Source organism: Streptosporangium sp. NPDC050148 (assembly GCF_055586505.1).
This window is the reverse complement of sequence record NZ_JBVJIA010000028.1, coordinates 73,972-95,170: the sequence shown is the minus strand read 5'-3', so window position 1 is coordinate 95,170 and position 21,199 is coordinate 73,972. Positions and strand designations below refer to the sequence as shown.

Annotated in this window: 14 protein-coding genes and 1 tRNA gene; 12 read left to right on the top strand and 3 right to left on the bottom strand. The window is 71.2% G+C overall.

The features are described from left to right. The first annotated feature begins 108 nt into the window (after positions 1–108). Positions 109–711 (top strand): helix-turn-helix domain-containing protein, encoded by a 603-nt coding sequence (locus ACZ6RT_RS27935; protein ID WP_399195969.1) that lies wholly within the window; start codon positions 109–111, stop codon positions 709–711. Positions 712–828: 117 nt separating this feature from the next. Further along, positions 829–1,719 (top strand): class I SAM-dependent methyltransferase, encoded by an 891-nt coding sequence (locus tag ACZ6RT_RS27930; protein WP_399195971.1) that lies wholly within the window; start codon positions 829–831, stop codon positions 1,717–1,719. Positions 1,720–1,737: 18 nt separating this feature from the next. Here ACZ6RT_RS27930 and ACZ6RT_RS27925 read toward each other — a convergent pair whose 3' ends face one another. Next, complete coding sequence (locus ACZ6RT_RS27925) at positions 1,738–3,141, bottom strand: LVIVD repeat-containing protein (RefSeq protein WP_470157053.1); 1,404 nt, start codon at positions 3,139–3,141, stop codon at positions 1,738–1,740. Positions 3,142–3,211: 70 nt separating this feature from the next. Between ACZ6RT_RS27925 and ACZ6RT_RS27920 the strand changes: the two genes are divergently transcribed. After that, on the top strand, positions 3,212–3,850 hold the full coding sequence (locus ACZ6RT_RS27920) for a DUF305 domain-containing protein (protein ID WP_470157052.1): 639 nt from the start codon (positions 3,212–3,214) through the stop codon (positions 3,848–3,850). 146 nt (positions 3,851–3,996) lie between these two features. Here the strand turns inward: ACZ6RT_RS27920 and ACZ6RT_RS27915 are convergent, their stop codons facing one another. After that, positions 3,997–4,413: an SsgA family sporulation/cell division regulator gene (locus ACZ6RT_RS27915; RefSeq protein WP_344903725.1), complete on the bottom strand. Its 417-nt coding sequence runs from the start codon at positions 4,411–4,413 to the stop codon at positions 3,997–3,999. 460 nt (positions 4,414–4,873) lie between these two features. On the opposite strand from ACZ6RT_RS27915, the gene ACZ6RT_RS27910 reads away from it, so the two are divergent. Next, positions 4,874–4,945: transfer RNA gene (locus tag ACZ6RT_RS27910), tRNA-Val, on the top strand. 161 nt (positions 4,946–5,106) lie between these two features. Here ACZ6RT_RS27910 and ACZ6RT_RS27905 read toward each other — a convergent pair. Then, positions 5,107–5,514: a hypothetical protein gene (locus ACZ6RT_RS27905; RefSeq protein ID WP_470157051.1), complete on the bottom strand. Its 408-nt coding sequence runs from the start codon at positions 5,512–5,514 to the stop codon at positions 5,107–5,109. Between the two features lie 200 nt (positions 5,515–5,714). On the opposite strand from ACZ6RT_RS27905, the gene ACZ6RT_RS27900 reads away from it, so the two are divergent. From ACZ6RT_RS27900 to ACZ6RT_RS27865, 8 genes are all read left to right on the top strand, one after another. Then, positions 5,715–8,618, top strand: coding sequence for a helix-turn-helix transcriptional regulator (locus ACZ6RT_RS27900; RefSeq protein ID WP_470157050.1), 2,904 nt, complete (start codon positions 5,715–5,717; stop codon positions 8,616–8,618). Between the two features lie 487 nt (positions 8,619–9,105). Continuing rightward, positions 9,106–9,504, top strand: coding sequence for a S1 family peptidase (locus tag ACZ6RT_RS27895; protein WP_470157049.1), 399 nt, complete (start codon positions 9,106–9,108; stop codon positions 9,502–9,504). 12 nt (positions 9,505–9,516) lie between these two features. Further along, positions 9,517–9,714, top strand: a complete 198-nt coding sequence (locus ACZ6RT_RS27890; RefSeq protein WP_470157066.1) for a trypsin-like serine protease — start codon at positions 9,517–9,519, stop codon at positions 9,712–9,714. Between the two features lie 708 nt (positions 9,715–10,422). Next, the gene (locus ACZ6RT_RS27885; RefSeq protein ID WP_470157048.1) at positions 10,423–11,949 is read left to right on the top strand and encodes a S1 family peptidase; all 1,527 of its coding nucleotides are present in this window, start codon (positions 10,423–10,425) and stop codon (positions 11,947–11,949) included. A gap of 318 nt (positions 11,950–12,267) precedes the next feature. Further along, positions 12,268–13,851, top strand: coding sequence for a S1 family peptidase (locus ACZ6RT_RS27880; RefSeq protein ID WP_470157047.1), 1,584 nt, complete (start codon positions 12,268–12,270; stop codon positions 13,849–13,851). 643 nt (positions 13,852–14,494) lie between these two features. Then, positions 14,495–18,091, top strand: a complete 3,597-nt coding sequence (locus ACZ6RT_RS27875; protein WP_470157046.1) for a galactose-binding domain-containing protein — start codon at positions 14,495–14,497, stop codon at positions 18,089–18,091. A gap of 291 nt (positions 18,092–18,382) precedes the next feature. Further along, positions 18,383–20,329, top strand: coding sequence for a DNA helicase RecQ (gene recQ / locus ACZ6RT_RS27870; RefSeq protein WP_470157045.1), 1,947 nt, complete (start codon positions 18,383–18,385; stop codon positions 20,327–20,329). 132 nt (positions 20,330–20,461) lie between these two features. Then, positions 20,462–21,124, top strand: a complete 663-nt coding sequence (locus ACZ6RT_RS27865) for a potassium channel family protein (RefSeq protein ID WP_399195993.1) — start codon at positions 20,462–20,464, stop codon at positions 21,122–21,124. Positions 21,125–21,199: the final 75 nt, after the last annotated feature.

The following is a 21,199-nucleotide window of genomic DNA, read 5'->3' as shown; positions in this document are numbered from 1 at the left end:
TCGAGCCCCCGGCCGGGCGCGGGTACGCGTGCCGCCGGTCGGGCACGCCTCCGCGGCCCCACCGCCGTCGCGCGTGGGGGCCCGCCCGGCTTGCACCACGGGCATACGATGTTGTCCATGACGCAAGACATCGAGGACATGGAGAGCCTCGTCCGCAGACGCATCCGTGCCCTGAGGGTCGCCCAGGGCTGGTCCCTGGAGGAACTGGCCGGTCGCGCGAACCTCAGCCAGTCCTCGCTGAGCCGCATCGAGAACGGCCGGCGCCGCCTCGCCCTGGACCAGCTCGTCACCCTCGCCCGCGCCCTGGACACCACCCTCGACCAGCTCGTCGAGACCGCCGCCGACGACGTCGTGACCAGCCCGACGATCGACGGCGTCCACGGCCGGATGCGCTGGCCCGTCAAGAGCGACCCCGGCATGAGCGTCATACGCCAGCGCGTGACCGAGCCGCCGCCCGACAACCCCTCCCGCATGCGCGCCCACCCCGGCCGGGAGTGGCTGGTCGTGCTCTCCGGCACCGCGATCCTCATGCTGGGCCACCGGCGCTTCCGTCTCGAGACCAACCAGGCCGCCGAGTTCCCGACCATGATGCCGCACGCCATCGGCGCCGAGGGCGGGCCGTGCGAGATCCTGGGGATCTTCGACCGGGACGCCCGCCGAGGGCACCAGGCCGACGACGGCGACGGCGACACCTCCGGCACCCGCGGATGACGCCGGCGCGCCCCCGGCGCGGGCGCGTCTTGCGCGTCGGGCCCCACAGCGCGCCGACATCTTGCGTATACCGGGAGCGGTCCTGCCGTACCGGCAAAACGGGCCTACGGTGACGGCATGACCAACGCACACCCGCACACCCACGGCCACGACGCGCCGCACCGGACGCGGCACGACGCGCGGCACGACCACCACCCGCAGGACGACACCGACCTGGCGGAGATCCTCGACCTGGACGCGGAGGTCCTCGGCGAGCACATCGCGTCCATCGTCGCGTGGCTGCCGCTGAAGACCGGCCCGCGCCACATCGTGGACCTGGGCTCCGGCACCGGGGCGGGAACCTTCGCCCTCCTCGACCGCTTCCCCGAGGCGCACGTCACGGCCGTCGACGCCTCTCCCGGACACCTGCAGCGCCTGCGGAGGAAGGCGTGCGCCCGGAACGCGGACGACCGCGTGCGCACCGTGCAGGCCGACCTCGACGCCGCCGACTGGCCCGACCTCGGCACGCCGGACCTGGTCTGGGCCTCGGCCTCGATGCACCACCTGGCCGACCCCGTCCGCACGCTGCGCACCGTCCGCGGCCTGCTCGCGCCCGGCGGCCTGCTCGCCGTCGTCGAGCTGGCCGGGTTCCCCCGCTTCCTGCCCGAGGACGCCCCGAAGGAGCGGCCCGGCCTGGAGGACCGCTGCCACGCCGCGACCGAGCGCTTCCACGCCGAGCGCATGCCCCACCGCGGCGCCGACTGGGGACCGATGCTGGTCGCCGCCGGATTCACCCTCGAGGGCGAGCGCACCGTCACCGTGAACATCGAGGGCCCCCACGACGAGGCCGTCGGCCGCTACGCGCTCGGCGGCCTGCTCCGCATCCGCGGCGCCGCCGCGCAGACGCTCGACGCCGCGGACCTCGCCGCGCTCGACCGGCTGCTCGACACGGACGGCCCCGGCAGCATCCTGCGCCGCGACGACCTCGTCGTCCGCACGGAGCGCACCGTCTGGGCGGCACGCTCCTGATCCTCGCCCGCACGGACCCTAGTAGGACACCTGGGTCTGCGCGTTCAGCTCCCTGATCCTGACCTTGGACGCCGGGTCGGTCAGCGGGTCGTCGATGCGGAGCACGTCCAGGCCCCTGGTGATGTCACTGGAGTAGATGTGGCCGTTGTAGTAGTACGCCGACCACGAACCGCCGACCCCCTGGACGGGGCCCCGCTCGAAGAAGCCGATCTCCTTGGGGGCGGTCGAGTCGGTGAAGTCCCAGACGGACACCCCGCCCTGGTACCAGGCCTGCACCATGATGTCCTTGCCCGGCACCGGCAGCAGCGAGCCGTTGTGCGCGACGCAGTTCTCCTCGGCCGTCTGCTCCCTCGGGATCTTGAAGTAGCCGCGGAGCTCCAGCCTGCGCTCGGAGGTGAGGTCGTACACGGCGTTGGCGCCCTTGGTCTTCGGGGTGTCGGCGTCACAGGTCGCGGCCACGCCGCCGCCCAGCTCGTCGCCGAAGACGACCTTGGTGGCGTCGTTGTTGAACGTCGCCGAGTGCCAGATGGCGAAGTTCTCCTCGTCCTTCACGTGCTGGAGCACCGTGGGGTTGACCCGGTCGGTGATGTCCAGCAGGATCCCGTCGCCGAAGCAGGCGGCCGCGGCCAGGTTCTTCTCCGGGTAGGCCGTGATGTCGTGGCAGCCGCCGATGCCGCCCTGTCCCGCCGAGTCGGAGAGCGCCGGCGTGGAGACCACCTTGGCCTTCTCCGGGGTCTCGACCGGCACCTCGACCACGGAGATCTTGTTGTGCGGGGCCGGGCAGGTCGACGACGTGGGCTCGGGGCCGGGGGAGGAGATGTAGAGGTAGAGCCGGTCGGCCTTCTCGCCCGGGACGAGGGTGTGGGTGTGCGAGCCGCAGTCGGTACGGACCGCCGAGACGAACTTCGGGTGGGCCTTGTCCTTGATGTCGAAGATCCTGATGCCCTCCCAGCCGTCGGACTCGGGCTCGCCGCGCTGGGCCTCGCACTCGGGACCGTTCCGGGCGGAGTCGATCGACAGGAACAGCAGGTCCCCGCTCACCGAGATGTCGTTCTGCTCGCCTGGGCAGAGCACCTGGCTGGCCGGTGAGGGCTGGGCCGGGTCGGAGATGTCGAAGATGCTGAAACCGTCGAAGTTGCCGACGAACGCGTAGTTCCCCTGGAAGGCCAGGTCGGTGCCCCACGCCTGCGGCCCGTTGAGCGGCGCGCCGAGCGGGACGTTGGCCAGGTGGGTGACGTTGTCGCTGTGGACGCCGTCACCGGAGATGCCCGGGGCGGGGGTCCGGGAGGACCCTCCGGCCGGGCTCGGGCTCTGCGCGGGAGCGGCCGGGGCGGACGAGCCCGCCGCGGCCGGTGGAGCCGAGGAGGCCGGATCCGCCCCGCATCCGGCCACCAGAAGTAGCGCTGCCAGTCCGAATGCCACGGTCGGTCGCACGGTGCCCCCATTACGTTGTTCCACTTGCCCCATTATTGAAGGTATGTGGAGGATGCGTATGCCGGGTCAGGTTATCGCGATGATCATGGCGATATCGGCGGTCGGCGGCTGCGCGGGGGCCGAGCCGGAGCGCGCGGCGCCGCTCGTCGCCGACGGCGGCGCGCCCGTGATCATCCCGGGCGGGCCCGGTGAGGCCGGGCGCACGGCCGCACCGGGCGAGAACCTCGGCGAGTCCGAGGCTCGCGTCACCGCGGCCGACGTGAGGTTCGCCGAGGACATGATCCCGCACCACCGGCAGGCGCTGGAGATGGCCGGTCTGGTGCCGTCCCGCTCGTCCTCACCCGTCCTGCGCGGGCTCGCCGAGCGGATCACCGCCGCGCAGCGTCCGGAGATCGCCGCCATGACGTCGTGGCTCAGGGCAGCCGGACGGTCGCCGGACGGGCACGCGGGGCAGGGGGGTCACGAGGACGTCGTCACGCTGGAGCAGATGAACCGGCTGCGGACGGCCAGGGGAGCGGCCTTCGACACGCTCTTCCTCACCCTCATGATCGCCCACCACGAGGCCGCGGTCACGATGGCCGGGCGCCAGCTCCGCGAGGGCGCCGACCGGGCCATGCTGGCCACGGCCAAGGACGTCGTCTCCGGCCAGGGCATCGAGATCGCCAGGATGCGGCGGCTGCTCACGTCCCCGGCCTGACACGGGCCCCGGCCTGACGCGGGTCCCGGCCTGACACGGGCGCGGCGTGCGGGACCGTGACGGTCCCGCGCACACCGGCCGTCACGGCCGATGCCGGGACGGGGATCGCGGGTCCGCCATCCGGCGGACACGGCGGGCGTGACGGGTCAGGAGCTCCAGAGCATGTTGCTCAGCTCGGCGTCCAGATCCATGAAGTCGGTCTCGCGACCGGCCGGGACCAGCTCGTACGTCCGGTGCAGGAACTCCGTGAGCGGGGCCAGCGGCACCTCGAACAGGGCCTGGCCGAACGGTGAGGTGAGGCTGATGTGCAGGGTGCGCTCGCCCTCGGCGCGGGCGGGCCACACCTGGACGTCCCCGTCGCCCACCCGCCGCACGATGCCCACCGTCAGCAGCTCACGAGCGAAGATCCACTCGACCGGCTCGTCGTTCCCGACATGGAACGCCATGCGGATCGCGTACGGATCGCCGGCCGTGTAGCCCAGGCCGGCGAGAAGAGGGACGGTGGTACGGTCGGGGACCACAAGCCGAAGGCCTAGCTCGGCAGAGACGGTGGCGCTGTTCATCGTCAGCCAAACCTTTTTCGTCGTCGGTCCCCTCTGCGGGGCTTTCACTGCTCTGAACGGCTTCGTTCCGCGTGAGCTCTCACGCGGAACGAAGGAACCTGTAGGAAAGATTCCGCCTCCACGCCCTTCTGTAACACAGATCACAGCGAGACATTTGGGCATCTACCTGGCTAAACATCACCAACAGGGCCGTATTTGCAAGGGTTTTGCGTATCGTTTTGGTCACCGTCGACTCTCCGGCGGGGCGTCTAGGGTGATTCGGGTCGAGCCTGGGTCGTTCGGTGCTTCTGCGGATCAGGACGATGCTATGACACCGTAGCCCTCCGCCGGATGCATCCTCGGACCTTTGCCTCCCGGCCGTGTCGTTCTCAAGATCTTTTTTGGGCCGTAACCGCTTCGCGAGCGGTCCCGGATTGCTGTATGGTTTTCCACGTCGGCACCGTGAGGCGCCGCACAGGGCGGGCGATTAGCTCAGCGGGAGAGCGCTTCGTTCACACCGAAGAGGTCACTGGTTCGATCCCAGTATCGCCCACAGTAGCAAGACCCAGGTCAGAGCCCCTCGGCGGACACCCGCCGGGGGCTCTTCCGCGTCCGGGCGAAGCCGTGACGCATCTCTCACGACGACCGCTTCCCCGCCTCCCTGCCTCGCCGTTTCTCCGCGTCCGGCGAACGCGCCCGCGCCCGTGGCGGCCGCTACGAGTTCGGGACGTGCCGTCCCATCGAGATCCGGCTGGCCAGGGCGAAGATCACCCCGAAGCCGGCCCAGGCCAGGACATAGGCGAGGGACGCGGCCCAGGAGGCGCCGATGACGTCCTCCAGCGCGGTACGGCCCTCGAAGTACACGGCCAGGCCCACGACCGCGCCGGGCAGCGCGCCCCACCAGCGACGCCACCAGATCTCGTGAACCATCACCTCGAAGAAGACGAGGGCGACCGGCCCGAGCAACAGCAGCCTGAGCGAGCCGGCCCCGTCGCCGTCCTGCGCTCCCAGCAGCCGGGTCAGCAGCGTGATCGCGACCGCCGAGACGGTCAGCAGCCCGACCGTCTCCAGCAGCGGAGCGTGGTCGTCGCGGGGGGCGGAGGGCTCGGGGCGTTCGATCATGGCTCCATCGTGCCCAATACGGGCACCGGACGGCGCCGGAACGTACCTGCGCCTGGACTCGGACCCGGGACCTCCGCATCATGAGCGCGGCGTTCGGGCCGGCCCTCCTTCACGCGGCCCCGCCCGTGCCCGGATTTCTGATCTACTTCGTAAAGGCGGCCGGACACGTGAATGTCGGCAGGGGGTGGCATCCTGGGGACGTGAGAGCCCATGCCGTCAGTCCCCGGTTCATCGGGCGCGCGGCCGAGCTGGCCGTCCTGGAGCGCGCGCTCGACAGGGCGCGTGCCGGATCGGCCTCCACGGTGTTCGTGGGCGGCGAGGCCGGGGTGGGCAAGACCCGCCTCGTGCGCGAGTTCGCCCGGCGCGCGGGCGACGCCCTGGTCCTCATCGGCGGGTGCCTGGAGCTCGGCACCGACGGCCTGCCCTTCGCCCCCTTCACCGCGGTGCTCCGCACGCTCGCCCGCGACCTGGGGCACGACGGGGTCGCCGCCCTGCTGCCGGGCGGCACGACCCGGGAGCTGGCCCGGTTGCTGCCGGAGTTCGGCGAGCCCGACAGGGAGGGCGCCGAGGCGCGCGCCCGGCTCTTCGAGCAGGTCCTGGGGCTGCTGGAGGGGCTCGCCGAGCGCCGGCCGACGGTGCTGGTCGTCGAGGACGCCCACTGGGCCGACCGCTCCACCCGTGACCTGCTGTCGTTCCTGGTCCGCTACCGGCGCGCCGACACCCGGCTGCTGACCCTGGTCACGTACCGGATCGACGAGATCCACCGCACCCACCCGCTGCGCCCGCTGCTGGCCGAGCTCGGCCGGGTCGACGGGGTCGGCCGCCTGGAGCTGGGCAGGCTGAGCCGGCGGGAGGTGGACGAGCAGGCCGCGAGCATCCTGGGCGCCGGGCCCGGTGCCGTCCCCGAGACCGACATGGACCTGGTCTACGCGCGCAGCGAGGGCAACCCGCTCTTCGTCGAGGCGCTGCTCAGCGGTGACGGGAGCGAGGCGCTGCCCGAGTCCCTGCGCGACCTGCTGCTGGCCAGCGTCGAGCGCCTTCCCGAGGAGACCCAGGAGCTGCTGAGGCTGGCCGCCGCGGGCGGGGCGAGGGTCGAGCACGCGATGCTGGCCGCGGTCGCCGGTGCGGGGGAGGCCGAGCTCTCCCGCCTGCTGCGCCCCGCCGTGGCGGGCAACGTCCTGGTGGTGGACGGCGAGGCGTACGCGTTCAGGCACGCGCTGATCCGCGAGGCCGTCCACCACGACCTGCTGCCCGGCGAGCGGATCCGGCTGCACACCCGTTTCGCCGAGGCGCTGGAGCGCGACCCCGGCCTGCTGCCGGCCCCGCGCGGGGCCGTCGAGCTGGCCCACCACTGGTACGCCGCGCGCGACCACCTGTGGGCGCTGATGAGCGCCTGGCGCGCGGCCGCGGCGGCCAGGAGGGCGGCCGCCTACGACGAGCAGCTCAGGATGCTGGACCGGGTGCTGGAGCTGTGGGAGACGGTGCCCGACGCCGCCGGGCGGATCGAGACCGACCATGTCGAGGTGCTCCGGCAGGCCGTCACCGCGGCCCACCTGGCGGGGGAGTTCGAGCGGGGCCTCTCCCTGGCCAAGGCGGCGCTGCGCGAGATCGACACCGAGGCCGACCCGACCCGCGCCGCCCGGTTGCTGCGGCAGCGCGGCCTGGTCAGGTACGACCTCGGCCGGCCCGGTTCCGTCGAGGACCTGCGCGCCGCCGTCGCGCTGGTCCCCGCCGAACCGCCGACGGGCCTGCGCGCCCAGGTCGTGGAGAAACTGGCGCGGGTGCTCCATCACTCCGGGCACTCGGGGGAGAGGGAGGCCCTGGCCGAGGAGGCGATGCGCATCGCCCGCCAGGTGGGCGACACCGACACCGAGGCCCACGCGCTCATCACGCTCACCTGTGGCGGGTGCCGCTACGCGGACATGGAGGGTCAGCTCGACGCCTTCGCGCGGGTGCGCGAGGTCGCCGGGCGGGCCAGCACCTACGGCGCGCTGATGCGGGCCGTCATCTCCGAGTCCGACGCCTTCGAGGGGGCCGGCTGGCACGAGCGGGCCGCCGAGGTCGCCCGCCGTGGCGTCGCGGACGCCGAGGCGTACGGCCTGGCCCGCACCTCGGGCGCCTTCCTGGCGATCAACCTGGCCGAGCCCCTGGTCTCGCTGGGACGCTGGGACGAGGCGCTGGAGGTGATCGAGCACGCCCTGGAGGTCTCCCCGCCCGCGCCGTTCCGCGCGAGCCTGCAGGGGCTGGCCGTCGACGTCGCGCTGGCCCGCGGTGACCTGGACCGGGCCGGGGTGCTCCTCGCGGCCTCGCGGGCGGTGTTCCACCAGGGGGCGCACAAGGACCAGGCGGTCCTGCCCACCCTGCGCAGGGAGATCGGGTCGCTGGCCGCCCACGGCCGGGACGACGAGGCGTGCGCGCTCGTCGGGCGGATCCTGGACCAGCGCGACCTGACCGTCTCGCCCCGCTACGCCTGGCCCCTGCTGCTGACCGCCGTCCGGGTGCCGGGTGCGCCCGTGGACCGGCTGCGGAGGCTGGCGGAGAAGCTCGCCGCGGAGGGGGACCTCCAGCGGGCGCACGGCCTCACCTTCGCCGCCGAGCTGGGCCGGCTCGACGGCACGGACGACCACGGGCGGTGGCGGACGGTCGCCTCGGCCTGGGCCGGGCTGCGCCAGCCCTATGCCGAGGCCCGTGCCCTGCTCGGTGCCGCCGGGGCCGCGGCGGCGGCGGGGGAGCGCGACGCGGCGGCCGGTGACCTGTCGAAGGCGGCCCGGCTCGCGGCCGGGCTGGGGGCGGCGCCGCTGGCCGCCGAGATCGAGTCCCTGGCGGGACGGGCGCGGATCGCGATCGCCGAGGGGGCGGAGCCGGCGCGGACGCTCGCCGCGGTCCCGGCCCCCCGGATGGCGGGCTTCGGGCTCACCGCGCGTGAGCGCGAGGTGCTGGCCCTGGTGGTGGCCGGGCGCAGCAACCGGGAGATAGCCGGTGAGCTGTTCATCTCGGTGAAGACCGTCAGCGTGCACGTCTCGAACATCCTCGCCAAGCTGGGCGTCGCCTCGCGCGGGGCGGCGGCGGCCACCGCGCACCGGCTGCACCTGGTCCAACGGTAGGGGCCCGTTTTTCCGGTTGTCGTTCGCCGGATCGCACTTGCCGCGAGGATCTTTCACCCTCTTCCGCGATCAAATGATCTCCGCGCGCCCGTCTGTGGCCAGCCGTGCCCAACCGTGCCTGCCCATGCCGGCCCGCACCCGCCATGCCGCCGTGCTTGCCCGCGCCTGCCCGCACCCGTTCGTGCCCGGCCGTTCCCGGTGCCGGAACCTTTCGGGCGGCTCTCCAGAACGGCCCGGCAGGCCCGGAACGGGGGGATCGCCGCGTCCACCGGCGGCTTCGCGGACCCCTCCGCCGAGCCTTTCTGCGGGCCCTTCGACATCCGGTAAGCGGCCCGCCTCGGGGGCGGCCGGAATCCTGGCCCGCCGTGAGCGCGGCGAGTCCGTCCGCACCATCGCCATCGGTGTGGGGGTATCGGCCGGCGTCGTCCACAAGACCCTCACCGAGGCCAGGACCACCTTGTGATCGGGGGCTGATGCCGGCCTCCGCGTGGCAGTGATCGTGCTGCCCTCCAGCGAGGTCCCGTTGCCGCTGCATGACCTGGTCGGCGGCAACGCCTTCTACATCGGCGTCACCCGCCGCTGCTCGATCGCCTTCCCCGTCCTCAAGGGCGCGCAGTCCGGGTTCGTCACCGCCGGCCACTGCGGCGCGAAGGGCATGTCCACCACCGGCTTCAACCGCGACGCCCAAGGGGTCTTCCAGGCGTCGGACTTCCCCGCCGACGACTACGCCTGGGTCAGTGTCACCCCCGCCTGGACGGCCACCCCCGCCGTGGACAACGGCCGGGGCGGCACCGTCCCCGTCGCCGGGGCCAAGCCCGCCATCGAGGGCGCCTCGGTCTGCCGGGCCGGCGCCACCACCGACTTCCACTGCGGTCTGATCCAATAGCACGACGCCAGCATCACCTACCCCCAGGGCACCGTCTTCGGGCTGACCCGTACCACCGTCTGCGCCGAGGGCGGCGACTCGGGCGGGGCGTTCATCTCCGCCGACCAGGCCCAGGGCATCGCCTCGGGCGGCTCGGGCGACTGCAACCTGGGCGGCGTCACCTACTTCCAGCCCTGCTGGAGGTCCTGTCCGCCTACGGCCTGGAGCTGAGGACGACCGCGGGCAACCCCCCTCCGCCGAGCACCGGCACCCGCACCGGCTACACCAGCACCCACGACGGCACCCTGGAGGCCGGGAAGTCCGCCTACCAGCCGCGAGGGCTCTCCTACACGACGAAGATCATAGGGCTTCACGCCGGCTGCCTGGACGGCCCCCTGGGCGCCGACCTCGACCTGTACCTGCAGAAGCTGATCGGCGCGACCTGGCAGACCGTCGCCACCGCCGACGGCCCCGGCCCGGACGAGAAGATCAGCTACACCGGAACGGCGGGCCGCTACCGCTACAAGGTGGGTGCCACGGCCGGTTCCGGCGCCTACACCCTGGGCTTCAGCGCCCCTTGACTCACCTTCTGGGCCAAAGGAGGCACCAGGAGCGCCATGGGTGATCGCCGGCTGAAGCCGGTCGAGGGATGGGGAGCGATCACCGTCGGAACGAGGAAGGGCAGGCGCCTGCGGCCGACCCTGGCGCGGGGACACGTTGGCCGCCTTCGGCTGGTGCGCATATCCAAACCGGGATGATTCGCCGCCGCACATGTTCTGCTGCGTTGCAGGTGCGATCATCTCCCGCGTGGCGTGCGGCTTTTAGGGCCTGAAGCGGCATCGGTGGTCTTAGAGTGAGGCTGCCCATATCGCGTGATCGTCAGCGATACGCGGTGATCTCCCCCCTCACGCTGTAAAAGCCGAGGTCGAGGAGAGACCCATGTCCCGCAGAAACATCGTCCTGGCCGGCCGCGCTTTGCTGGTCGGCGTACTCACCACGGCGGCCCTTCCCGCCATCGCCCAAGGCGCGACCTCCGCGAGCGCCTCCTATGCCCAGTTCGCTCTCAAACCGCCGCCGGGCATGCTCCAGGCACTGCAGCGTGATCTGTTCCTCAGTAGGGAGGAGGCCCAGACCCGCCTGCTGAACGAGGCCCGTCTGGTGCCGGTCGAGGCGAACTTGCGCAGAACTTTGGGCAAACGCTTCGCCGGCTCCTGGTTCGCCGGGGAGATCGCGCAAAACCTCGTGGTGGCCACCACCGCTCCCGCCGACGTTCCGCTGATCGTCGCCCAGGGCGCCCGGGCCGAAGTCGTCACCCGATCGCTCGCGGACTTGAAAGAGATCAAAGCACACGTCGACGTCGCCCTGCCGAACATACAGCAGAACCCCTTGTCGTCGGCTCCGCAACCGGGGAGCGTGCGCTACATCGACACCAAGATCAACAAGGTCGTCGTGTTGTCCACGACGGTCAACGCGACCACGGCCTCCCTTTTCGATGCCGGCGTGGACCCGGTGGGAATCAGAGTGATCGCCTCCACCGAGAAACCCCGCCCGTTGGGCGACCTGACAGGTGGTGATCCCTACTACATCGGCGCCTCGAACCGCTGCTCGATCGGTTTCGCCGTGACCAGGGGAACCGAGAAGGGCTTTGTCAGCGCGGGCCACTGCGGCAAGATCGGCAACACCACCACCGGCTTCAACCGATCCCCCCAAGGCATCTTCCAGGCCTCGGTCTTCCCGGTCAGCGACTACACCTTCGTCCTCACCAACCCCAAGTGGTCGACCACCCCATCGGTGAAGAACGGCACCGGCGGCGTGGTGTCGATCAGCGGTTCCCGCCCCGCCATCGAGGGCGCCTCGGTCTGTCGATCCGGCTCCACCACCGGCTGGCGCTGCGGCACCATCCAGCAACTCGACACCAGTGTCACCTACCCCCAGGGCACCGTCTACGAGCTGGTCCGCACCAACGTCTGCGCCGAACCCGGAGACTCGGGCGGCTCCTTCATCTCCCTCAACCAAGCCCAGGGCGTCACCTCCGGCGGCTCAGGTGACTGCAGCAGCGGCGGCACCACCTACTTCCAGCCGGTCAACGAGATCCTCACCGCCTACGGCCTGACCCTGGCCACCGACGGCACCACCACCCCGCCGACCACGGGAACCTGCACCGGCTACCCGCAGAAGACCAACGGCGCCCTGGTCGTCGACGAGTCCGTCTACCAGCCAAGGACCCTCTTCTACCGCACGACCGCCGCCGGGATTCACTCCGGATGCCTCGACAGCAACGACGGCGGCGACTTCGACCTGCACCTGGAAAAGCGCAGCGGCACCAAATGGCTCACCGTCGTCAGCGCTGATGGTCCCAATCCTGACGAGACGATCAGCTACCAGGGCGCACCCGGCTTCTACCGCTACCGCGTGACCGCCGCGAGCGGCGCCGGCACCTATGTCCTGGGCTACAAGGCGCCCTGACCCCGCCCAGGTCCCCCTACCTTCAACGCCCCGCCTCCGGTCTCTGCGGGAACGGAGGCGGGGTAATCCCCGCCAGGGACGCGGCCTCTGACAGGGCGCCGATCAGCCCGCGCACGCGGGAGCGCGTTCCCCCCATCCCCGACAACGCCCCGGGGATGATGACCGGTGTCCGGAAGTCGTCATCGATGTGTCGGGAGCTTTCGCGGAGTTAGGCGGCAACGGCCTGGTTAGGGTGGCATTCGCCGGTATAGCGGATCGATCGGTGTCGCACGGCGATCTCCCCTCACGCTCATCGCAGCCCAGGCCGAGGAGATCGTCATGTTCCGCACGCGTGCCGCCGCCATGGGATGTTCCCTGGCGATCACCATCCTTGCCTCGATGACGGCCCCGGTCATGGCCGCCCATCCAGCTCAGGCGGTCCCCGCCGTTTCAGGGGTGAAGCCCGCCGAGCGGGGACCGGCGGCGCGGAAACCTCCGATGGGCATGCTGGCGGCCATGCAGCGGGATCTGGGGCTCACCGCGGACCAGGCCCACAGCCGTCTGCTCAACGAGTCTCATCTGACCTCGATCGCGGTGCAGCTACGCACAGGACTTGAGGATCGTTTCGCCGGTGCCTGGCTTCAGGGGTCCACCGGGCAAACGCTGGTGGTGGCCACCACCGGCCGCGCCGACGCCGCCCAGATCACCGCCGCGGGCGCCCGGCCCCTCGTCGTCGGCCGATCGCTGGCGCAACTGCGGGCGGTCAAGGAGAAGCTCACCACCGCCCGGCCGGCCCTCGCGGAGGTGAGCGGCGTGCGCTACATCGACGTCAGAGCCAACAAGGTCGTCATCTCGTCGAGCACGCCCAGGGCCACCGCGAGCTCGATCAAGGCCGCGAAAGTCTCCCCCGCCGCGGTGCGCGTGGTCCTTTCGGCCGAGCAGCCCCGGCTCCTGCAGGCCGGCACGCCCGTCAACCCGCAGACCTACCCGCCCGGCGTCCCGCCCACCGATCTGGTGGGCGGCCAGGCCTACTACGCCGGCGCCACGACCCGCTGCTCGGTCGGTTTCGCCGTGACCAGGGGAACCCAGAAGGGCTTCGTCAGCGCCGGGCACTGCGGCACCCCGCACACCGCCACCGTCGGCTTCAACCGCCTCACCCAAGGAACCGTGCAGGCCTCGACGTTCCCCGGCGGCGACCACTCCTGGGTCGCCCTCGACGACACCTGGACGTCCCGGCCGCTGGTGGGCAACGACAGCGGCGGCATCATGTACGTCTACGGCGCCAAGGAGGCCATCGAGGGCAGCTCGGTCTGCCTGGCCGGGTCCTCCGCCGCCGGCCTCGACTGGCACTGCGGCACCATCACCCAGCGCGAGGCCGACGTCACCTACCCCGAAGGCGTCGTCGAGGACGTGATGCGCACCAGTGCCTGCGGCAACCCCGGCAACGCGGGCGCATCCATGCTCTCGATCGGCCAGGCCCAGGGCATCGTCTCGGGCGGCTCCGGCACCTGCGCCACCGGCGGCGTCACCTATGTCCAGCCGATCAACGACATCCTCACCGCCTACGGTCTGACCCTGCTGACCTACACGAAGGCTCGGGCGAGCACCGGTTCCTGCAGCGGTTACCCCGACTCCGCCACCGGCGCGCTGAGCAGCGGCCGGTCCGTCTACCAGCCCGGCGGCCTGCACTACCGTACGACCGTCGCAGGCAACCACTACGGCTGTCTAGAGGCCAGTCCCAGCGGTGACTTCGATCTCCACCTGCAAAAACACGACGGCTCCAGCTGGAGAACCGTTGCGGTCGCCGAGACCCCCAGCCCTTTCGAGGAGCTCGGCTACTGGGGCCCACCCGGCCTCTACCGCTACCTGCTGCTCTCCTACAAAGGCGCCGGCCCCTACACGTTGAGCTACACGTCGCCGTGACTCGTGCCAGAGCCGTTCACTGGACAGACCCGTGGACGGCCGCGGTCCGCTTGCAGAACATCGTCACCACGTCGTCGCGGGCCCCGGCCGCGGCCGTGTGCACGAAGCCGGCCGGCGACGTCGGCTGCTTGCCGGTGCCCCCTTGCGCATGCTGGCGACGTCGGTGACGTGCGCCTTTCCTGCGAAGTGCCCGACCTTCCCCGGCGGCACGCCCCCCAGCCGGACCCGGGTCGGCCCGATCGCCTCGAGTCCGCCGGCAGCGCCGGCCGCTGTTTGAACTCGCTCGGCGACGCGGCCCCGGCCACGTCCTTCGGCCGATCGAACCCGCCGCGCCGAGTCACCGGGTCCACCACCAGCAAGCGGACCGGTCGCGCCTGCGGTGTCTTTCCGGCGTATTCCGGCCGTCCCCCCGTCTCGACCCGTTGACGTGCCCGTAGCACGTATGTAACATTTGGCCAGCGCAATGCAAAAATATTGCAAATGACTGTTAAATTTTCTCCTTACTTCGCAACTTCTGCCAGCGTTGCGCTGCGCACCGCTCGTCCCGCCGACCGTCCCCCCGCAGGCATCCCGGCGTACACGGCGACCAGCACCCCCCAGCCTCTCCCCGTCCCCGTCGTTCCAGACGAGAGATAGAGGAACAATGAGAAAGCAGTACCTGGCGCTGAGGCTGGTGGCGGCGATGGCCGCCACCAGCCTGCTCGCCCTGGCCGGTGCGGTCACACCGGCCACGGCGGCGGCCGCCCCGAACCTGGCGGCGGGCAAGGCGGCCTCGGCCTCCGGCTCCAACGCCCCCTACGTGGCCGGCAACGTCAACGACGGAAACGCCTCCACCTACTGGGAGAGCCCCAACAACGCCTTCCCGCAGTGGGTCCAGGTGGACCTCGGGGCCACGGCCACCGTGAACAGGGTCGTGCTGAAGCTGCCGCCGGCGACGGACTGGGCCACCAGGACCCAGACCCTGTCGGTGCAGGGCAGCACGAACGGCTCGTCCTTCTCCACCCTCGCCGCCTCCGCGGGCCGCACCTTCAACCCGGCGACCGGTAACACGGTGACGATCGACTTCACCGCGGCCGGCGCCCGGTACGTGCGGCTGAACATCACCGCCAACACCGGATGGCCCGCCGGGCAGCTCTCGGAGTTCGAGATCTACGGGCCGGAGGGCACCGGCGGTGACACCACGCCGCCGACCGCGCCGGGGAACCTGGCCTACACCCAGCCCGCCGCCGGGCAGATCAGGCTCACCTGGAACGCCTCCACCGACGCCGTCGGCGTGACCGGCTACGAGGTGTACGCCAACGGCACCCTGCGCGCCAGCGTGGCGGGCAACGTGCTGACCTACACCGACAACCAGCCCGACACCGCGACCGTGTCCTACCGCGTCAGGGCCAGGGACGCCGCGGGCAACCGGTCGGGCGACAGCAACACCGTGACCCGCAACGGCTCCACGCCGGGCGGCACCAACCTGGCCCTGGGCAAGCCGATCAGCGCCTCCTCCTCGATCTTCACGTTCGTGGCCGCCAACGCCAACGACAACAACACCGCCACCTACTGGGAGGGCGGCGGATACCCGGCCACCCTCACGGTGAACCTGGGGTCGAACGCCACCCTCGGCTCGGTCGTGGTGAAGCTCAACCCCGACAGCGCCTGGGCCACCCGTACCCAGACCATCGAGGTCCTCGGCCGCGGGCAGGGCGCGAGCGGGTACACCACCCTGTCACCGGCGGCGCAGCACACCTTCAACCCGGCCACGGGCAACACCGTGACGATCCCGGTCTCCGGCACCGCCGCCGACGTCCAGCTGAAGATCACCTCCAACTCCGGCGCCCCGTCCGGGCAGGTCGCGGAGTTCCAGGTCCTCGGCACCCCGGCGCCGAACCCGGATCTGACGATCACCGGCCTGACCGCGTCCCCGGCGAGCCCGGTCGAGACCGACTCCGTCACGCTCTCGGCGACGGTCAGGAACGGCGGCACCGCGGCCTCAGGCGCGACGAACGTCAACTTCTACCTCGGCACCACCAGGGTCGGCACCGCCGCGGTCGGCGCGCTGGCCGCGGGGGCGTCGGTCACCGTCTCGGCGAGCGCCGGTCCCCGGGACGCGGGCAGCTACCCGCTGAGCGCCAAGGTCGACGAGGGCGGGAGCGTCAACGAGCAGAACGAGTCCAACAACACCTTCTCGGCCTCCTCCCCGCTCGTCGTCAGGCCCGTCGACACCGCCGACCTGGTGGCGACGACGAGCTGGACCCCGAGCAACCCGTCGGCGGGCAACGTCGTCACCTTCTCCGTGGCGATCAAGAACCAGGGCACCGCGGCCTCCGCCGGCGGCGCCCACGGCATCACGCTGACCGTGCTCAACGAGTCCGGCACGGTCGTGCGGACCCTGACCGGCTCGCACACCGGCGTGATCGCCGCGGGCGCCACCGCGGGCACCGTCACCCTGGGCACCTGGACGGCCGGCAACGGCAGGTACACCGTCAGGACGGTCCTGGCCGACGACGCCAACGAGCTCCCGGTCAAGCGCGCCAACAACACCTCCACCCGGCCGTTCTTCGTCGGCCGCGGCGCCAACATGCCGTACGACATGCTGGAGGCCGAGGACGCCGTGGTCGGCGGCGGAGCGGCCGTGGTCGGCCCGAACCGCACCATCGGCGACGTGGCCGGCGAGGCGTCGGGCCGCAGGGCGGTGACGCTGAACACCACCGGCAGCTATGTCGAGTTCACCACCAAGGCCAGCACCAACACCCTGGTCACCCGCTTCTCCATCCCCGACGCCCCGGGCGGCGGCGGCATCGACTCCACGCTGAACGTCTACGTCGACGACACCTTCCTCAAGGCGATCAACCTGACGTCCAGGTACGCCTGGCTGTACGGCGCCGAGGCGTCCCCGGGCAACTCGCCCGGCGCAGGCCCGCCGCGTCACATCTACGACGAGGCCAATCTCATGCTCGGGACCACCGTCCCGGCCGGCAGCAGGATCAGGCTGCAGAAGGACCCCGCCAACACCACCACGTACGCGATCGACTTCATCAACACCGAGCAGGTCGCGCCGGTCGCCAACCCCGACCCCGCCCGCTACACCGTCCCGGCCGGGTTCACCCACCAGGACGTGCAGAACGCGCTGGACAAGGTGCGGATGGACACCACCGGCACGCTGGTCGGCGTCTACCTGCCGGCGGGCACCTACCAGACCGCGAGCAAGTTCCAGGTCTACGGCAAGCCGGTCAAGGTGGTCGGCGCGGGCCCCTGGTACACCCAGTTCCGCGCTCCCTCGAACCAGGACAACACCGACATCGGGTTCCGTGCCGAGGGGACCGCGAACGGCTCGTCGTTCGCGAACTTCGCCTACTTCGGCAACTACACCTCGCGCATCGACGGTCCCGGCAAGGTGTTCGACTTCGCCAACGTCGCCGACGTGGTGATCGACAACATCTGGAACGAGCACATGATCTGCCTCTACTGGGGCGCCAACACCGACCGGGTGACGATCAAGAACTCCCGGATCCGCAACATGTTCGCCGACGGCATCAACATGACCAACGGCAGCACCGACAACCTGGTCAGCAACAACGAGGCCCGGGCGACCGGTGACGACAGCTTCGCGCTGTTCTCGGCCATCGACGCCGGCGGGGCCGACATGAAGGGCAACGTCTACGAGAACCTGACCTCCATCCTGACCTGGCGGGCCGCGGGCGTCGCGGTCTACGGCGGGTACGACAACGTCTTCCGCAACATCTACATCGCCGACACGCTGGTCTACTCGGGCATCACGATCAGCTCGCTGGACTTCGGCTACCCGATGAACGGCTTCGGCGCCAGCCCGCCGACCCGGTTCGAGAACATCTCGATCGTCCGCGCCGGCGGCCACTTCTGGGGCCAGCAGGTCTTCCCGGCGATCTGGGTGTTCTCCGCCTCCAAGGTCTTCCAGGGCATCCGCGTCAGCAACGTGGACATCGTGGACCCGACCTACGGCGGCATCATGTTCCAGACGAACTACGTCGGGGGCCAGCCGCAGAACCCGGTCAAGGACACGATCTTCACCAACGTCACGATCACCGGTGCCCGCAAGAGCGGGGACGCCTTCGACGCCAAGTCCGGCTGGGCCATCTGGGCCAACGAGATGCCCGAGCCCAACCAGGGGCCCGCGGTCGGCTCGGCGACCTTCAACAACCTCCAGATGAGCAACAACGCCCAGAACATCAGGAACACCACGTCCACCTTCACGATCAACGTCAACCCGTGATCACCGTTCACGGGTGATCACCGACGGCCGGTGACCCGCGGGCGACCGCGGGACCGGTGACGGCCCGGCACCGCCGGGAGGCCCCGCCTCCCGGCGGTGTCCCGCGTCCCCGCCCGGCCGCGTCGCGCCTCCCCGCGGTGCGCGCCCGGCGGCGTCGCGTCTCCCGTGACCTCCGCCGTGCCGCGTCGCGCCTCCTGTGTCCGGGCCCGGCCGTGTCCGGGCCCGGCCTTCGCGGCCGGTCGACCTCGGGTTCCCCGTCATCCGGGGGAGGATCCCTCGTACACTGATCCGATGATCTCCCCCGAGAACGGCCCCGAGGTGAGCGACGCGTCGAGGGTCCTGCAGCGCGTCTTCGGCTACGACTCGTTCCGGGCCGGGCAGCAGGAGATCATCGATCACGTGGTGGCCGGTGGGGACGCCCTGGTGCTCATGCCGACCGGTGGCGGCAAGTCGCTGTGCTACCAGATCCCCGCGCTGGTCCGTAAGGGCACCGGGGTGGTGATCTCGCCGCTCATCGCGCTCATGCAGGACCAGGTGGACGCCCTCACCACGCTCGGCGTACGGGCCGGCTTCCTCAACTCCACCCAGGACTTCGACGAGCGCCGCCGGGTGGAGTCGGCCTTCCTCGCCGGCGAGCTGGACCTGCTCTACCTGGCCCCGGAGCGGTTGAGGGTCGACGCGACGATGCGGCTGCTGGACAGCGGGGTGATCTCGCTGTTCGCCATCGACGAGGCGCACTGCGTGGCCCAGTGGGGGCACGACTTCAGGCCGGACTACCTGGCGCTGTCCGCGCTGCACGAGCGCTGGCCCGACGTGCCGCGCATCGCGCTGACCGCGACCGCCACCAGGGCCACCCACGCCGAGATCGCCTCCCGGCTCGACCTGGAGCGGGCCCGGCACTTCGTGGCCAGCTTCGACCGCCCCAACATCCAGTACCGCATCGTGCCCAAGAACGAGCCCAGGCGGCAGCTCCTGGAGCTGCTGCGCGCCGAGCACCCCGGGGACGCGGGCATCGTCTACTGCCTGTCCCGCAACTCGGTCGAGAAGATCGCGGAGTTCCTGGTGGCGAACGGCATCCCGGCGCTGCCGTACCACGCGGGACTCGACGCGCGCACCCGGGCGGCCAACCAGGCGCGGTTCCTGCGCGAGGACGGTCTCGTGATGGTCGCCACCATCGCGTTCGGCATGGGCATCGACAAGCCCGACGTGCGGTTCGTCGCCCACCTGGACCTGCCCAAGTCCATCGAGGGCTACTACCAGGAGACCGGCCGGGCCGGGCGCGACGGCCTGCCCTCCACGGCCTGGCTCGCCTACGGCCTGCAGGACGTCGTGCAGCAGCGCAAGATGATCGACACCTCCGAGGGCGACGACGTCCACCGCCGCCGCCTGGGCACCCACCTGGACGCCATGCTCGCGCTCTGCGAGGCGGTCGAGTGCCGCCGCGCGCGGCTGCTGGCCTACTTCGGCCAGGAGGGCACCGCCTGCGGCAACTGCGACACCTGCCTGTCGCCGCCCGAGGCCTGGGACGGCACGGTCGCCGCCCAGAAGGTCCTGTCGACGGTGTTCCGCCTCATGCGCGAGCGCCGCCAGAAGTTCGGCGCGGGCCAGATCATCGACATCCTGCTGGGGAAGAAGACGGCCAAGGTCATCCAGCACGACCACGATACCCTGACGGTGTTCGGCATCGGCACGGAGCTGAGCGAGGCCGAATGGCGCGGCGTGGTGCGCCAGCTGCTGGCCCAGGGGCTGCTGGCCGTCGAGGGCGACTACGGCACCCTGGTGCTGACCGAGGCGAGCGCCGAGGTGCTGGGCCGCCGACGCCAGGTCCCGCTGCGGCGCGAGCCGGAACGACCGGCGCGCGCCTCCAGGGCCGCGAAGACCGCCACCGGCCGCAAGGCCGACCCGGTCGAGATGCCCGAGGAGGCGGCCGGCGTGTTCGAGCTGCTCCGCTCCTGGCGGGCCGCCACCGCCAAGGAACAGGGCGTGCCCGCGTACGTGATCTTCCACGACGCGACCCTGCGCGAGATCGCCACCCGTTCCCCCGCCTCCCTGCAGGAGCTCGGCACGGTGAGCGGGGTCGGCGAGAACAAGCTCGCCAAGTACGGTGACCAGGTGCTGGAGACCCTCGCCGGTTCGCGGCGGGAGGCCGGAGAGACCGATCCGGACCCGGACGCCCCGGGGGCCGGTCCCGACCGGGAGCCCCAGGAGCACGACGACGGTCTGCCGGTGTTCCCCTGAGGTAGAATCGGGGCAATCCGGGTCTGGAGGCCCGAAGCGGTGCGCAGGTGGGAGCCTGGAGGCGGACGTCGGCCTCCGGGCTTCTCTCGTTGACGGACCGCCGTGCTGCGGACTCCCGGAAGAGGACGGTCGTTGGCTGACAGAAGGAACGATCCGGTGGTGGTCGTCGGGCTCGGCCGTTTCGGCGGCTCCCTGGCGATGGAGCTGTGCCGCCGGGGGACCGAGGTGCTCGCCATCGACAACCGTCCCAAGGTGGTCCAGAGCATGGCGGCGAAGCTCACCCACGTGGTCGTCGCCGACTCCACCGACATCGAGGCGCTGCGGCAGATCGGGGTGCCCGACTTCTACCGGGCGGTCGTCGCCATCGGCACCGACCTGGAGTCCAGCATCCTCACCACGTCCCTGCTCGTCGAGCTGGAGATCGAGGACGTCTGGGCCAAGGCGACCAGCCGCGATCACGGCCGCATCCTGGAGCGGGTCGGAGCCCATCACGTGATCCTGCCCGAGCACGACATGGGGGAGCGGCTGGCCCACCTGCTCAACGGGCGGATGCTCGACTACATGGAGGTCGACGGCGACTACGCGCTGGTCAAGACCCGTCCTCCCCGCGAGTACGTCGGCGTGCCCCTGGGCGAGTCCAACCTGCGCCGCAAGTACCAGGTGACCGTCGTCTGCGTGAAGGGCGAGCACGAGGAGTTCACCTACGCCGACGCCGGGACCGTGCTGGGGTACGGGGACATCATCGTGATCGCGGGCCGGATCGAGAAGGTGGAGCGGTTCACCGAGCTCCTGTGACGCCTTCCCCTCGCCGGTCGCGGGCACGGCCGGTGACCCGGCGGTGGTGTGTGATCGCCCCCCTCGATCTACACT